Annotated in this window: 14 protein-coding genes; 7 read left to right on the top strand and 7 right to left on the bottom strand. The window is 71.0% G+C overall.

The features are described from left to right. The first annotated feature begins 62 nt into the window (after positions 1-62). Positions 63-1,007, top strand: coding sequence for a hypothetical protein (locus tag WHN02_RS12450; RefSeq protein ID WP_434743450.1), 945 nt, complete (start codon positions 63-65; stop codon positions 1,005-1,007). 60 nt (positions 1,008-1,067) lie between these two features. Further along, complete coding sequence (gene sthA / locus WHN02_RS12445) at positions 1,068-2,471, top strand: Si-specific NAD(P)(+) transhydrogenase (protein ID WP_434743449.1); 1,404 nt, start codon at positions 1,068-1,070, stop codon at positions 2,469-2,471. 44 nt (positions 2,472-2,515) lie between these two features. On the opposite strand, the gene WHN02_RS12440 is transcribed toward sthA, so the two are convergent. Continuing rightward, positions 2,516-3,901 carry a condensation domain-containing protein gene (locus WHN02_RS12440; RefSeq protein WP_434743448.1) on the bottom strand — a complete coding sequence of 462 codons (1,386 nt, stop codon included), beginning with the start codon at positions 3,899-3,901 and terminating at the stop codon, positions 2,516-2,518. A gap of 50 nt (positions 3,902-3,951) precedes the next feature. Then, positions 3,952-4,482 (bottom strand): hypothetical protein, encoded by a 531-nt coding sequence (locus tag WHN02_RS12435; RefSeq protein WP_434743447.1) that lies wholly within the window; start codon positions 4,480-4,482, stop codon positions 3,952-3,954. 254 nt (positions 4,483-4,736) lie between these two features. On the opposite strand from WHN02_RS12435, the gene WHN02_RS12430 reads away from it, so the two are divergent. After that, positions 4,737-5,216, top strand: coding sequence for a hypothetical protein (locus WHN02_RS12430; RefSeq protein WP_434743446.1), 480 nt, complete (start codon positions 4,737-4,739; stop codon positions 5,214-5,216). A gap of 157 nt (positions 5,217-5,373) precedes the next feature. Here WHN02_RS12430 and WHN02_RS12425 read toward each other — a convergent pair whose 3' ends face one another. Beyond that, positions 5,374-6,942, bottom strand: a complete 1,569-nt coding sequence (locus tag WHN02_RS12425) for a pectate lyase family protein (RefSeq protein WP_434743445.1) — start codon at positions 6,940-6,942, stop codon at positions 5,374-5,376. A 348-nt stretch (positions 6,943-7,290) separates the two neighbouring features. Here WHN02_RS12425 and WHN02_RS12420 point away from each other — a divergent pair, with 348 nt between their 5' ends. Beyond that, on the top strand, positions 7,291-8,421 hold the full coding sequence (locus WHN02_RS12420) for a PQQ-dependent sugar dehydrogenase (RefSeq protein WP_434743444.1): 1,131 nt from the start codon (positions 7,291-7,293) through the stop codon (positions 8,419-8,421). A gap of 35 nt (positions 8,422-8,456) precedes the next feature. Here WHN02_RS12420 and WHN02_RS12415 read toward each other — a convergent pair whose 3' ends face one another. Further along, the gene (locus WHN02_RS12415; RefSeq protein ID WP_350897680.1) at positions 8,457-8,636 is read right to left on the bottom strand and encodes a DUF4236 domain-containing protein; all 180 of its coding nucleotides are present in this window, start codon (positions 8,634-8,636) and stop codon (positions 8,457-8,459) included. A gap of 395 nt (positions 8,637-9,031) precedes the next feature. Between WHN02_RS12415 and WHN02_RS12410 the strand changes: the two genes are divergently transcribed. Beyond that, positions 9,032-9,637, top strand: a complete 606-nt coding sequence (locus tag WHN02_RS12410) for a flavin reductase family protein (RefSeq protein ID WP_434743443.1) — start codon at positions 9,032-9,034, stop codon at positions 9,635-9,637. A 146-nt stretch (positions 9,638-9,783) separates the two neighbouring features. Here WHN02_RS12410 and WHN02_RS12405 read toward each other — a convergent pair whose 3' ends face one another. Both WHN02_RS12405 and WHN02_RS12400 read right to left on the bottom strand, forming a co-directional pair. Then, entirely contained in the window at positions 9,784-10,239 is a 456-nt protein-coding gene (locus WHN02_RS12405; protein ID WP_350897682.1) for an RrF2 family transcriptional regulator, read from the bottom strand. A 7-nt stretch (positions 10,240-10,246) separates the two neighbouring features. Then, positions 10,247-11,374 carry a helix-turn-helix domain-containing protein gene (locus WHN02_RS12400; RefSeq protein WP_434743442.1) on the bottom strand — a complete coding sequence of 376 codons (1,128 nt, stop codon included), beginning with the start codon at positions 11,372-11,374 and terminating at the stop codon, positions 10,247-10,249. A gap of 171 nt (positions 11,375-11,545) precedes the next feature. Here WHN02_RS12400 and WHN02_RS12395 point away from each other — a divergent pair, with 171 nt between their 5' ends. Continuing rightward, entirely contained in the window at positions 11,546-12,322 is a 777-nt protein-coding gene (locus WHN02_RS12395; protein ID WP_434743441.1) for a glucose 1-dehydrogenase, read from the top strand. A 108-nt stretch (positions 12,323-12,430) separates the two neighbouring features. Here the strand turns inward: WHN02_RS12395 and WHN02_RS12390 are convergent, their stop codons facing one another. Further along, positions 12,431-12,862, bottom strand: a complete 432-nt coding sequence (locus WHN02_RS12390; protein WP_350897683.1) for an SsgA family sporulation/cell division regulator — start codon at positions 12,860-12,862, stop codon at positions 12,431-12,433. A 275-nt stretch (positions 12,863-13,137) separates the two neighbouring features. On the opposite strand from WHN02_RS12390, the gene WHN02_RS12385 reads away from it, so the two are divergent. After that, positions 13,138-13,815, top strand: coding sequence for a TIGR02611 family protein (locus WHN02_RS12385; RefSeq protein ID WP_434743440.1), 678 nt, complete (start codon positions 13,138-13,140; stop codon positions 13,813-13,815). Positions 13,816-13,838: the final 23 nt, after the last annotated feature.

Genomic DNA, 13,838 nt, shown 5'->3' with positions numbered 1-13,838 from the left:
GCAGAGGTTCGCCGTCTGCCGCCCCGGAGGCGGTGTCGGCCCCGGGGGCTACGATCCCGCCCATGCTTGACGATCTGATCCGGGCGGCGGAGTCCGACGACTACGACGCCGTCGAGGAGTTGGCGGACCTCGCCGCCGCCGACCCCCAGCGGCTCGCCCCCCACCTGCCCCGGCTGCTGGAGCAGGGGGTGCTCTGGCCTCCGACGCTCTACCGGGGGGCCGGTGCCGACGTGGTCGCCGAGGCCGTCGAGCGGGTCGACGGCGGGCGACAGCCCGGACAGCTCAACCATCTGCTGCTCATCCTCGCCCACATCCAGGACCCGGCCGCCGAGGCGGCGCTGCGCCGGTGGGAGGAGCAGCCCCCCTCCGGCCTGGACCGGCTGCACCTGAGTCCCCTCGGGTACGCCGTCACCGCCGGGTGGACCGTCGACCCCGAGGGGCGCCGACGCGACCTGTGCGCGCCGGTGGCGTACCGGCTGGTGATGACCCCGACGGCGCCGGACGCCGCCGCACCCACCTGCCCGTGGTGCGAGTCACCGCTGATGACGCTGCTCGACCTGGACCCGGCCGACCCCCGGGTCGCGGAGGTCCTCGCGCACACCGGGTGGTCGGGTCGACTGCGGTTCACCACCTGCCTCGGTTGCTCCTGCTACACCACCCTCTACGGCCGGGTCACCCCCGACGGGGGGTCGACCTGGGCACCGGAGAACTCGGCACCGAGGCACCTGCACCGGTCCACCGAGGATCCGCCCGCCGTGCTGCCGAGCGTCGGCCCGGCGCGCAGCTCCGTCTACCAGGCGAGCGCCTGGCACCCGGAGGGCTCCACCCTCGGTGGGCACCCCGACTGGATCCAGGACGCCGAGCACCCCGACTGCCTCGTCTGCGGGCAGACCATGGACTACGTCGCCCTGGTCGGCGGAGCCGACCTCGACTCCGGCGAGGGTGCCCACTACCTCCACCTGCACGCGCCCTGCGGAGTGACCGCCGTCACCTACCAGCAGAGTTGAGGCGAGGTTTCCTCGCCGCACAACTGGCGCCCACCGCGAGATCTTGCGAGGCTAGCCCCCGTGTATGACTTCGACCTGTTGGTGCTGGGCTCCGGACCGAGTGGTCAGAAGGCCGCGATCGCCGCCGCGAAACTGGGCAGGCGGGTCGCGATCGTGGACCGCCGCGACATGCTCGGTGGGGTGTGCATCAACACCGGCACCGTGCCCTCGAAGACGCTGCGGGAGGCGGTCCTCTACCTGACCGGCCTCAGCCAGCGCGACCTCTACGGCAGCAGCTACCGGGTCAAGGACGAGATCACCGTCGGTGACCTGGCGGCCCGGACCCAGCACGTGATCAGCCGACAGACCGACGTCATCCGCAACCAGCTCGCCCGCAACCGGATCACCATGCTCACCGGGACGGGACGGTTCGCCGACCCCCACTCGGTCTGGGTGGACACCGAGGGTGGCCGCGCGACGAGGGTCACGTTCGACAAGGCGGTCGTCGCCGCCGGCACCCGCCCGGCCCGCCCGGACAGCGTCGACTTCGACGACCGGACCATCGTCGACTCCGACGGCGTGATCAACCTTGAGGCGATCCCGCGCAGCATGGTGGTGGTGGGGGCCGGGGTGATCGGGATGGAGTACGCCTCGATGTTCGCCGCCCTCGGCACGAAGGTGACGGTGGTGGAGCGACGCGAGCGGATGCTCGACTTCTGCGACGAGGAGGTCGTCGAGTCGCTCAAGTACCACCTCCGGGACCTGTCGGTGACCTTCCGCTTCGGCGAGGAGGTCGCGACCGTCGAGAAGCACGAGAAGGCCGCCCTGTGCACCCTCAAGAGCGGCAAGAAGATCGTCGCCGACACGGTGATGTACTCGGCCGGCCGCCAGGGTCAGACCGACGACCTGGACCTGCCCGCCGCCGGGCTGGAGGCGGACCGGCGCGGCCGGATCAGCGTGGACGCCCACTACCGGACCGCCGTCGACAACATCTACGCCGTCGGTGACGTGATCGGCTTCCCGGCGCTGGCCTCCACCTCGATGGAGCAGGGGCGGCTCGCCGCCCAGCACGCCTTCGGCGAACCGGGCCGGGCCATGCACGAGTTGCAGCCGATCGGCATCTACACCATCCCCGAGATCAGTTTCGTCGGGAAGACCGAGGAGCAGCTCACCGAGAGTTCCACCCCCTTCGAGGTGGGGATCGGCCGCTACCGGGAGCTGGCCCGGGGGCAGATCGTCGGCGACTCGTACGGGATGCTGAAGCTGCTCGTCTCCCCCGCCGACGGGCGGCTGCTCGGCGTGCACCTGTTCGGCACCCAGGCCACCGAGATCATCCACATCGGACAGGCGGTGATGGGCCTCGGCGGCACCGTCGACTACCTGATCGACACCGTCTTCAACTATCCGACGTTGGCCGAGGCGTACAAGGTGGCAGCCCTGGACGCGGCCAACAAGATCCGCAACATCACCCGGATCGACGGGTAGCCGGGCGGCCCGGGACCGAGGGACCCGGTCCCGGGTCGGCGACGCTACCCGTCGAGCAGTTCGGCGAGGATCTCGGAGACGGCCCGTCGGTAGGCGGCCATCGCCTGGACACACGTCGGGGCGTCGGCGGTGATCCAGTGCAGGTGGAGCCCGTCGGCGTTGCGGTAGAACCACATGTTCCCGGTGTTCGTGTGCGACGCCTGCGGGATCGTCCTCGGTCGCCACGTGTCGTAGTGCTCGGCGCCCGGGGCGCGACGGAAGTCGAGGAACGAGAAGAAGTTCACCGGGTACGGCCACATCCGCATGTGGTAGTACTCCGGGGCGAGCAGTTCCCAGGCCTTGACGAACGGCACCTCGACGCTCTCGATCAGCTCCCGGAACGCATGGCCGACCGCCGCGACGGTCTCCGGGAACGTCCGGTCCGCCGAGATCGGGAAACTGATCGGCATCGTGTTGACGAACCACCCGAACGACGACCGGTACCGGGGGTCCTGACGTTCGCCGACCGGCATCAACCCGTGGTAGGTGTCGGCACCGGAGAGCCGGCCCAGCGCCAGGCCGGCCACGGCCAGCACCCCCATGAACAGCTTCCCGTCGTGTCGGCGGCACAGCTGTTCGAAGGCGGTCGCTGCGGCGTCGTCGAGGAGCTGGACCATCCGGTTCTCGGCCGGATACATCCGCCCCGACTCGATCCCGAGGTCGAGCGGGATCTCCGGGAAGAAGTCGCCGCAGCGGGCCAGGAACGACCGCCAGTAGGCCAGTTCCGGTCCGTCGGCGGTCATGCCCGCGTACCGGCGTCGCTGGGCGGCACCGAAGTCGAGGTAGCTTCCCGCCACCTCGAACTCGGTGACCGCCCCGGCGGCGGCCTCCGCGTACCACCGTTGGATCTCCTCGACCGCGACGGCGAGGGACATCCCGTCGCAGACGATGTGGTCGAAGGCGAGGTAGACGGTCGACCACTGCGGTTCGACCACCACCCCCATCCGGAACAGGGGCCAGTTCAGCGCGCTGATCGTCTGGTCGAAGGTGGATTCGAGGTGGTCCCGGACCGCCTCGGTGCTGTCCCGGTAGCCGACCTCGGTGTGCTGCAGCACCACGTCGGACGGGGGCATCACGTCGCACCTCAGGTCACCGGCGAGTTGCTCGAACCCGCAGCGCAGCACCTCGTGTCGCGCGACGAACCGGTGCAGCGCGGCCTCCAGGGCGGCCAGGTCGACCTGGCCGTCGACCCGGAAGGTCATCGCCACCCAGTGGTCCTCGGCGACGTGTTCCCGGCGGGCGTCGAGCGCCGCGGAGAAGTGCTTCTCCTGGTTGTACGAGGCGGACTTGTTGGCCACCGCCGCCAGGTCGAGGGTGTCGGGGGCGACCAGACACCACTCGTGGATCCACCCGGGACCGATGTCGAGATCACTGATCGGGATCTGCTGCATCTCTGCTCACCACCTGTTCGCTCGTCGATCGTTGTCGATTCCGGGTGGGCTCAGATCGCGGACCCGAGGACGAGTACGACGGGACCGGCCGCCGACAGGACACCCGGCTCGGCCAGGCAGGCCGCCGGCATGACGTTGAACAGCACCGCGGCCTCGGTGTACGTCGCCCCGATGAACTGGCCCGCGATGACGGTGCCGGTGAGAACCACCGCCGTCTGACCGAGGACCCGGGTGACCACCAGGTCGGTCGCCCGGACGGTGCTGGGCCCGCCGTGGTCCCAGCCGACCACGAAGGTGAACGGTCCGGTCAGGGCACCCTGCAGGCAGCCCTGGTTGCTGGCGAAGCCGCGTACCGCGGTGCCGTTGATGGGGCCGGTGGTACCGGTGCAGTTGCTGAAGCTCGTGACTCCGGTGGTGAGGGTGGGCCGCTGCGGCATGGTCAGGCCGGGAGTGTAGGTCTGGGCCTGGTTCCCGCTGCAGGTCAGCAGGGTGGGGGCGGCCTGCGCCGGGGCGGCGGTCAGGGTGACCAGACCGGCGGCGAGGACGATCGCGGACAGGACGGCGAGGGCGCGACGCGACATCAGGGACTCCTTCTCGGAACGTACCGCTGGGCGTAGGCGGTGACGTCGTCGACGATCGTCCAGACCCGTGACTCCACCAGACCACCTCCGGGCCGAGGTGGCGGGCACGTCCGGTACCCGCCGCATCACCCGATGGTGGTCCCCGGGCGGCGGAGGTGACAGGTCCCGTTCCACGGCGCGGGCCACGTCCTGCGACGAGCCGCTGCGCCGACGCCCCTTGGTGGCATCGCGCCTGCGACACTACGGTCTGAGGCATGAGTCAGCGCGACGACGAGATCCTGGCCGCCCACGCGCGGGGCCGGACCGTCAGGCAGATCAGCCGCACGTACGGCGTCAGCGCGCAGGCGGTCAGACGACTGGTGTCCGACGATCCGCCCCCGCCTCCGTCGAAGCCGGTCACCCGGGCACCGGCGCCGGTCATCGCCGTCGCGGTCCTGATGCTCCTCGTCGGCGCCGTCCAGATCTCGGGCGTGCTCTACTTCGCGTCACACTGGACCGTGTGGGCGAGACTCGCCGTCATCGTGCTCGGGGTGAGCGCCTACGCGCTCCTCGCGTACGGCCTGTGGCGGGGGTGGCGGGCGGCCCGGTGGACGGTGGCCGTGGTCGGCGGGATCGCCATGGTCAGCGGGACCTTCAACGCCGCCGGTCCGGAGATCGCCTCGATCCTGCTGGGTGGGCTGCTCGTCGCGCTCCTCTTCGTGCCCGTCCGGTCGAGAGCCTGGTTCGGCGGCTGACCGCCGGGCACCCGACGCTCCCCCGGCCTGACCGCGTGGACCGGGTGCACCACGGCACCGGGGGCGGCGGCCGGGTGGCCGCCGCCCCCGGTGCGGGGTCGGGGTCGGGAAGCCGGAGCGCGTGGCGGGTGTTCACCCCGACTCCGGCAGGGTGTCGCTACCCGGCGTACGTCTCGAACTCGGCGACCCTCGGCGCCCCGGACGAGGCGGTGATGTCGAGGGTGACCTTGCGCAGCGAGGTCGTGGCGAAGGTGATGGTGCCCGCCCCGGTGCCAGAGGTCAGCACGGCCCCGGTGTCGGCGTTGAGCAGGCGCCACGACCGGATGGCACCGGTCGACCCGGAGGCCTCCCGGATGACCACCCGGGAGATCCGGGTCGCGGTCCCCCACTTGATGGAGATCTGACCGGTCGCACCGGAGGGACCCCAGGCGGTGCCCAGGTTGCCGTCACGCACGTCGCCGTAGCTCGTGCCGCTGGCCTTGCTGGAGCCGTCGGAACCGGCGCCGATGCTGAGGTTGGTGCCGCTCGGCGGGTTGGTGGGCGGCGGGGTGGTCGGACCCGGGGTGGGGTTCGTCGGGCCGGGGGTGGGGTTGGTCGGACCCGGGGTGGGGTTGGTCGGCGAGCAGCTGCCGTCGGAGACCCGGTTGCCCTTGTTGGCGCCGGCGGTCTGGGCGACCAGGTTCGGCACGCAGTTCGCCCCGTCGAGGCGGTAGGAGTACGGGATGCTGACGCTGGTGTTGGACTGCGGGTTGGGTCCGGCGGGGTTGTTGTCGCCGCTACGGGCCGACCAGGTCACCCCGTCGAAGATGTTGCCGCTGACCTGCCAGTATCCGGCCTGGTTGGTGTAGAAGGTGCCCAGGACGTCCTTGGAGCTCTTGAAGTAGTTGTTGTCCACCCGGGCTCGCGCCCCGGCCCGGGAGTTGATGCCCGACTCCCGCAGGTTCACGTAGTGGTTGTTGAAGATGTGGGCGATCCCGCCCCGTAGCAGGGGCGTACGGGAGTCGATGTTCTCGTACAGGTTGTGGTGGTAGGTGATGAAGCCGTTGGAGGTGTCACTCTCGCTGGACCCGACCAGTCCACCCCGGCCGGAGTTGCGCAGGATGCTGTAGGACAGGGTCACGTACTGGGTGTTGTCCTTCATGTCGAAGAGGCCGTCGAACCCCTCCGACTCACCGCCGGAGGCCTCCAGGGTGACGTGGTCGACCCAGACGTTACGGACGGTGCTCTCCATGCCGATGGCGTCACCACCGTTCGACGTGGGCGACCCGGACTTCTTGACGTTCCGGACCGTCACGTTCTGGATGATGATGTTGCGGGCGTCGCGGATGTGGATGCCCAGCTGATCGAAGAGCGCCCCGCTGCCGACCCCGACGATCGTGACGTTGCTGATCTCCTTCAGCTCGATCTTGTCGGCGGCGGTGTTGCAGCTGTTGCCGGAGACCTTCGTGGTGTTGCCGTGGTTGATGGTGCCCTGCACCTCGATGATGATCGGGGTGCTGCTGCTGGCCCGGTTGCACAGGGCCGCATGGATCTGGGTTCCCGTGGTGGCCCGTACCGTCTGTCCGCCCGCACCACCGGTGGTCCCGCCGTTCTGGGTCGCGTAGCCGGTGGCGCTGCCGGTCGCCGCCGACGCCTGGGGCATAGGCAGTGCCACCACCACGGCGGCTCCCACCGCTGCGGCGGTGGCCACCGCCGCCGGAAGTCTCAGTCCCGCTGGTCGTCTCATCCTGGGCCTCACCTTCGTGGTCGAGCGCTGGTGGTGGTGCGGTGTGGACCGGCAACGGTCCGTTCACAAAGTCGCAGCGGTGTGACCAGGGCCGTCACCACCGCCTCCGACTGGAAAGCGCTTTCCAACAGCGAGGATAGGGAGTCGTCTATCGATGTGCAAGGTGAGTCCGATTTGTGGCTTTGTTAACACGGCTGTCACACCATCCTCGGGCCGACGGTGAGAACCGCCACCCCGGCCGCCCCCGCCCCGACTCCGCCGACCTCTTTTCCCAGGTTTTCGGTGCAACCTGGTCGACTGGGTGGGTAGGGCTACCACGACGGACTGACCGAAGGTCGAGGGAGACGAATGCGACACAGAGTGTGGTGGGGTTCGGCGCTGGCCGTCCTCCTGGTGGCCGGCACGACCGCGTGCGGCAACGGAAACGGCGACGAGGACGGAACCGGTCCCCCTCCGGCGACCGAACCCACGGCAGCCCCCACCGGTACGCCCGGCAGCTCCCCCTCGGGGACACCCGACCTGTCGGCCGGGCAGGAGATGGCACGGGGTGTCGACGTACCGTGGGGGCTCACGTTCCTGCCCGACGGCGACGCGTTGGTCGCCGAACGCGGCTCCGGTCGGGTCCTGCGCGTCCCCGCCGGTGGCGGGACGCCGCAACAGGTCACCGAGGTCCCCGGCGTCTCCGCCGCCGGTGAGGGTGGCCTGCTCGGCCTCGCCGTCTCGCCGGACCACGCCTCGGACAACCTGGTCTACGCCTACTTCACCGCCGCCGACGACAACCGGATCGTGCGGTTCCGGCTCGACGGGGGCGACCCCGAGGTGGTCTTCTCCGGCATCGCCAAGGCGACCTATCACAACGGCGGCCGGATCGCGTTCGGCCCCGACGGGATGCTGTACGCAGGCACCGGCGACGCCGGGGACACCGCCCGCTCCCAGGACCCGGCGGACCCGGCCGGCAAGATCCTGCGACTCACCCCGGAGGGCGAGCCCGCCCCCGGCAACCCCACCTCCGGTTCCCCCGTCTACAGCCTCGGCCACCGCAACGTCCAGGGCCTGGCCTGGGACGCCGAGGGACGGCTCTTCGCCACCGAGTTCGGCCAGAACGACGTCGACGAGATCAACCTGATCCGTCCCGGGGGCAACTACGGCTGGCCCGAGGTGGAGGGCGAAGGGGACACCGACGGGGGCCGGTACATCAATCCCCTGCTCACCTGGCAGGTACGCGAGGCGTCCCCCTCCGGCATGGCGATCACCGGCAACACCGCCTACGTCGCCGCCCTGCGCGGTGAACGACTCTGGGTGGTCCCGCTCGACGGTGAACAGCTCGGCGAGCCCTCGGCCCAGCTCACCGACCACGGGCGACTGCGTACCGTCGAGGTGGCCCCGGACGGCGCCCTCTGGGTGACCACCTCCAACACCGACGGCAGGGGGGACGTCCGCGACGGCGACGACCGGATCCTGCGCTTCCCCGCCGGCTGAGCCGAGGCGGTCGGTCTGCCGGGCCGCTTCGAAGATCAGGAACGGGACTTGTCCTGCTTCCAGGAGAGCGGGCCGGGCAGGTCCACCCGGTGCGCCTTGGCCCGTGAGTTCCAGGACCACCGGCCGATCCTGATGCTCCAGGAGGAGAAGCCGTTCTCGGTGAAGTTCAGGACCAGCGGCCCGTACTTCTTGCGCTTGCGGAACATGAGGCCCATCGTGGCGCTCCCTTCGTGCCTTCCCTGCCGTGACACCCGTTCCGGTCCTGCCGGCACCGTCCGTGCCCTGTCGACATCGAACATTCCCTAATCGTCGATGCCAGAAACGTGGCCCACCGAATGCCCCATCTTCCAGAGAGGATTAACGCTTTCGTTCCCGGTGCTGGACAACCGGTGACGACCACCGGATACGCACTGATCTCAGATGGCGAATGGTCGTTGACCCCCTCGACGCCGCTGCTGCACCATGAGCCCATGCGCGCCGGGTCACGACCCCGGTCGTCCCGCTCCCGCGCACCGTCACCCGATCCGGCCGGCACCCCCTCCGCCGACCGGCCCGGCCCGCACCTGGGATTCCGTCACCTCCCCTCGTCGACCGCCCAGGGAGACACGCCATGTCCCTCTTCCGTCGCCACCGTCGGCGTATCCGAGCCGGCACCGTCACCGTTGCGCAGACCGTGGAGCCCCTCGCCCCCCGTACCGACCCCACCGGTCGACAGGTCCGCCGCCGACACCCCGCCGTCCTCCGGTCGACCCTGCGCCACCCCGGGGCCGGCGAACTGGTCCCCGTCGACGGGGACCTGTTCGACAGGCTGCTGCGGCAGCACACCGCACCGACCAGCGTGGTCACCACCGTGGCCCGCCCGACCCGACACGAGCGCGGGGAGGTGATCACAGCCGGATTCACCACCACCTCGCTCACCCCGGTGTCACTCGATCCGCCGCTGGTGTCGTTCACCGTCGGGGTCGGCGCGCCCGGCGCCCCGGTGCTCAGCCGGGCCGAACACGTCGTGGTCCACCTCCTGGCACCGGATCAGCAGGACACCGCAGCGGCGCTGGCCGCCGGGGTCACCGACGCACTCCCCGGCCCGTTCGGGCTGCCCCTGCTCACCGGCGTCCCCGCCCACCTGCTGTGCCGGGTGGTCCACCGGATCCCGGCCGGCGACAGCATCCTCGTGGTCGCCGAACCGCTTGCCCTGGCCGCCCGCCCGACCCCCTGACCACACCGCCGCCCTCGGTGGCGCCCACTGGCCGCACCGCCATCCGCCATCCGCGGTGGCACCCACTGGCCGCACCGACGCCCCGGTGGCCTCCGCACCCGCCGCCCCTCCCCCGGTGGGGCGGCGGAGGGGCTACGACGCCGGGGTCAGCGCGGCTGCCAGGCGTCCGGAAGGGCGGTCAACTTCCGGACGTGGGCGGGGAGTCGGCCGCTGACCAACTCGGCCAGGCTCACCTCGTCGACCACCCGTCGCACCGACGCCCGGACGGCCACCCACAGCCGGGGCAGATTCTCCGCCGGGCCTTCGTACCGGGTCTCCTCGGGACGTTGACCCCGGACCCCGGCCAACGGGCCGTCGACGGCCCGCAGGATCGACCCGACGTTCACCTCGTTCGGTGGCCTGGTCAGCGAGTATCCGCCCTCGACGCCGCGCTGGGCTCGGACGATCCCGGCCCGGCGCAGGTCGGCCAGGACGGCCTCGAGGAACTTACGGGGAAGATCCTGTTCGGTGGCGATCACCTGGGCCGAGAGCAGACCCGGGTACGCGGCGGCGAGGCTGAGCGCCGCCCGTACCGCGTAGTCACCGCGCGCGGAGATGTGCACCCTGCCATCATGCCCGGTCGGGCTCGTCGGTCCGACCGGCGGGCGGACGTGGCCGGACGAGTCGGTTCGGAACCTCTGTCGACGTGGCGTGTCGCCCGTTGGCCGTCCCGGGCTGCGCGACGTCGGACGAGGGCTGTTCGCCGGCCACCGTACGCTGCTCGGGAACCGCAGACCGGCGCTGGCCGGGCGGGGTCCGCACCGCCGACGGAGCCGGCCGCTGGTCCCGGGGGACGCCCCCCGACTCCCTGTCCGGTGCCCGCTGGTCCCCGCCCGCCGGCCACTGCTCCCGGTCGGCGCGGAAGGCCCCCGGGCTGCGCCCGACCTCACGGGTGAAGAACCGGCCGAAGTTGGTGGGCTCGGGGAACCCGAGGCGGCGGCCGATCTGGGCGATCGGCTCGTCCGTGGCCGCCAGCAACCGGCTGGCCTCCAGTGCCACCCGCTCGTCGATCACCTGCTTCGCACTGCGCCCGGTCACCGCCAGGCAGGCCCGGGTCAGGGTCCGCACCGAGCAGCCGATCCGGGTGGCGTAGTCCTCCACCCGCCGGGTCTGCCGGTAGTCCCGCTCCACCTCCTGCCGCAACCGGTGGAAGGTCCCCCGCTCGCCACCCGGTGCGGAGGGCTCGTCGGTCGACGACAGCGCCAACCGGGCCACCAACGCGGCGAGCTGGTACCGGAGCAGGTCGGCGGCCTCGGGACCCGGGAACCGCTGCCGGTCCGCTGTCACCCGGTGGAACGCCTCCCGTACCGCCTCACCGTCGGCACCCCGCAGGTGCCACTGGCGGGGGGCGGCGACGTACCGCTCCGGCGCCTCGGCGTACCACCGCAGGACCAGGCCGTCGAAGGGGTGACCGACGCAGCGCAGCACCTGGCCGGTGTGCACCCACAGCAGCGTTCCCGGACGGCAGGACACCTGGCGGAAGTCCACTTCGGCGACGCCGCGACCGTCGGTGACCAGGATCAACAGCTCCGCCCCGGCCAACGCGGGACGACGCCAGTCCGGATCCGGGGCGAGGTCCCGAAGGGCCGGGGTGTCGACCGGAACGGCGGCGGCGGGCGCGGAGGTGCCCCCCGGGGACAGCCCCGGCTGGCCCGGGGGGATGTCCACGGCCGAGGGCGGCTGACCGAAGGAGACCATCACCTAGGACCGTAACCGGCGGGTCGACCGCCCGCATCCCGGCACGCCCCCCACCGGTCGCGTCGGGTTGTCGCCGTGCTACGGGCCGGTTAGCTTTCCGAGGAGTACGCCCAGCTCGACCGACGTCGCCAGCCGACCCGGTGCACGGCGGCGTGGGAGGGAGGATCGAGCATGACGGAGCTGTTCGCTGTCGACGGCAAGACGGTCCTGGTCACCGGGGGTTCCCGGGGAATCGGGCTGATGATCGCAGGGGGTTTCGTCCGGGCCGGGGCCAAGGTGATCATCTCCTCCCGGAAGGCCGACGTCTGCCACCGGGTGGCCGAGGAACTCCAGGCCGAGGGCGACTGCGTGGCGATCCCCGCCGACCTGAGCGACGACGCCGGGGCCCAGCAGCTCGCCGCCGCCGTGCGGGAGCGCGTCGGGCGACTCGACGTCCTGGTCAACAACGCCGGGGCGACCTGGGGGGCGAGTCTGGAGGAGTACCCGGAGAGCGCCTTCGACAAGCTCTGGGCGATCAACGTGAAGGCGGTGTTCCGACTCACCACCGCCCTGCTCCCCGCCCTCCGCGCGGCGGCCGACCCCGACGACCCGGCCCGGGTGATCACCATCGGGTCGGTGGACGGTCTGCGGGTGCCGGCCATGGAGGTGTACGCCTACTCGGCGACGAAGGCCGCCGTACACATGCTCACCCGATCCCTCGCACACCGGCTGGCCGGCGAACAGATCACCGTCAACGCGATAGCACCGGGACCGTTCGAGAGCGCGATGATGGCCTTCGCCCTCGACGACCCGGAGCTGCGGGCCACCATCGAGCGACAGGTTCCTCTGGGCCGGATCGGTCGACCGGAGGACGTCGCGGGAACCGCGATCTACCTGGCCTCGCGGGCCGGGGCGTACCTGACCGGAGCCGTCATCCCGGTCGACGGGGGGCTGACCACGCATGGTTGACCCGGGCTGGACCTGCGCGGTTGACCCGGGCGGGGGGTGCGCGTACCGGACGAGGGTGTGCCGGTGCCGCGCGGACTCGGCAGATCCGCGCGGCACCGGGCAGGTCGGTCAGCGACCGGCGAGCAGCCGGTTGACCGCCGTGTCCACGTCGAGGTGCTCGGCCTCCCGACCGCGCGGAACCACGACGTACGTGCGACGCAGGAACCGGACCAGGACACTGCGCGGCACCTCGAACAGGGCGTTGCCGTCCGGGGACGACAGCGCCAGCGCGACGAAGTCGCCGCGCGGAGTGGCCCAGGGCCACACCCGGACGTCCCCGATCCCCGCCGGGTCGTCCAGCCCGGTGACCAGCAGTTCGCGGGCGAACGACCAGCTCACCGCCTCGCCACCTGCCGATTCGGCATGGAACAGGACGTGGACCGCATACGGGTCAGCAGGGTCGTACCGCAGACTGGCGCGCACCGGCAAGGCGGTGGCGTCAGGTGCGACGAGCCTTAGTGACGTCTCGACCTCTACGGTCGTCGGTCGGATGACACTCATGAACGTTCTCCCCCCGGCACCGCTGCGGAACGTCCGTGTCCCGCTTTTCCCATACTCAGGTGCTACTCCTGGCTACGCTCCGCCATACGCTGACTTCACCCAGTGGTGGGAAGGGGGTCGGAAACGCAGGTAGAATGTGAAAATTCTTGTACGATATCCGGTTCTGCCCAACAGTTGGTCCCGCACGGTGTCCGGGGTTGGTTCAGACGACGACTTACTCCGGTAACGTCCAGTCGTCCGTTCCAGTGACGGGCCGGGGCACACTAGGGGTTGAAATGACCACAAACAGATCCTCAGTGGAAAGGCCCTCCTCGACGACGTCGTTGCAGGTAGCGGCTGGCACAGGTCGAAAACGGGGGGACACCGTGCCGACTGATCAGCACGACGCCGGAAGCGGCGCACGCCCCAACGCGGGGCGCAGCGGACGCCCCGGCGCGGACACCCGTGGACCCGGCCGCAAGGCCGGATCACGCGGCGAACCCAGCCGCAACGGAACGTCACGCAACGTGAACGGAACGCCCAAGCCGCCCCGCGCCCCCAAACCCCCCACCCGGCGCCACCTGCTCCGCCAGCGGCTACGCACCACCCTCGCCCTGATCCGCGCCAACCCCACCGGCCGGGTCACCCTCAAGGTCGCCGTCGCCATCGCCGGCGCCCTTGTCGTCACCATCGGCATCATCCTCATCCCGCTACCCGGCCCCGGCTGGCTGCTCGTCATCGCCGGCATGGGCATCTGGGCGGTGGAGTTCCACTGGGCCAAACGGCTACTCGGGTTCACCCGACGGCACGTACAGGGCTGGACCAGATGGGCGACCACCCGCCCCCTGCCGATGCGATTCGCCCTCGGCTCCGTCGGCCTGGTCTTCGTCGCCACCGTGGCCTGGCTGTCCCTCAAGTACAGCCTCGGCATCGACGTCGTCGCCAAGGCCCTGCACTACCTAGCCACCAACTGACCCCGGATTCGCGGTCCACCCGA

Origin of the sequence: Micromonospora sp. SH-82, assembly GCF_051132485.1 — a bacterium.
In the GTDB taxonomy this organism is placed as follows: Bacteria; Actinomycetota; Actinomycetes; order Mycobacteriales; family Micromonosporaceae; genus Micromonospora.
The sequence above is the reverse complement of the archived record's forward strand: the minus strand, read 5'-3'. Positions and strand labels throughout refer to the sequence as shown.

Excerpts from the sequence above, each read along its gene's own strand:
- WHN02_RS12450 (WP_434743450.1), top strand. The coding sequence starts at position 63 with ATGCTTGACGATCTGATCCGGGCGGCGGAGTCCGACGACTACGACGCC.
- WHN02_RS12440 (WP_434743448.1), bottom strand. The coding sequence starts at position 3,901 with ATGCAGCAGATCCCGATCAGTGATCTCGACATCGGTCCCGGGTGGATC.
- WHN02_RS12435 (WP_434743447.1), bottom strand. The coding sequence starts at position 4,482 with ATGTCGCGTCGCGCCCTCGCCGTCCTGTCCGCGATCGTCCTCGCCGCC.
- WHN02_RS12430 (WP_434743446.1), top strand. The coding sequence starts at position 4,737 with ATGAGTCAGCGCGACGACGAGATCCTGGCCGCCCACGCGCGGGGCCGG.
- WHN02_RS12425 (WP_434743445.1), bottom strand. The coding sequence starts at position 6,942 with ATGAGACGACCAGCGGGACTGAGACTTCCGGCGGCGGTGGCCACCGCC.
- WHN02_RS12420 (WP_434743444.1), top strand. The coding sequence starts at position 7,291 with ATGCGACACAGAGTGTGGTGGGGTTCGGCGCTGGCCGTCCTCCTGGTG.
- WHN02_RS12415 (WP_350897680.1), bottom strand. The coding sequence starts at position 8,636 with ATGGGCCTCATGTTCCGCAAGCGCAAGAAGTACGGGCCGCTGGTCCTG.
- WHN02_RS12410 (WP_434743443.1), top strand. The coding sequence starts at position 9,032 with ATGTCCCTCTTCCGTCGCCACCGTCGGCGTATCCGAGCCGGCACCGTC.
- WHN02_RS12400 (WP_434743442.1), bottom strand. The coding sequence starts at position 11,374 with ATGGTCTCCTTCGGTCAGCCGCCCTCGGCCGTGGACATCCCCCCGGGC.
- WHN02_RS12395 (WP_434743441.1), top strand. The coding sequence starts at position 11,546 with ATGACGGAGCTGTTCGCTGTCGACGGCAAGACGGTCCTGGTCACCGGG.
- WHN02_RS12390 (WP_350897683.1), bottom strand. The coding sequence starts at position 12,862 with ATGAGTGTCATCCGACCGACGACCGTAGAGGTCGAGACGTCACTAAGG.
- WHN02_RS12385 (WP_434743440.1), top strand. The coding sequence starts at position 13,138 with ATGACCACAAACAGATCCTCAGTGGAAAGGCCCTCCTCGACGACGTCG.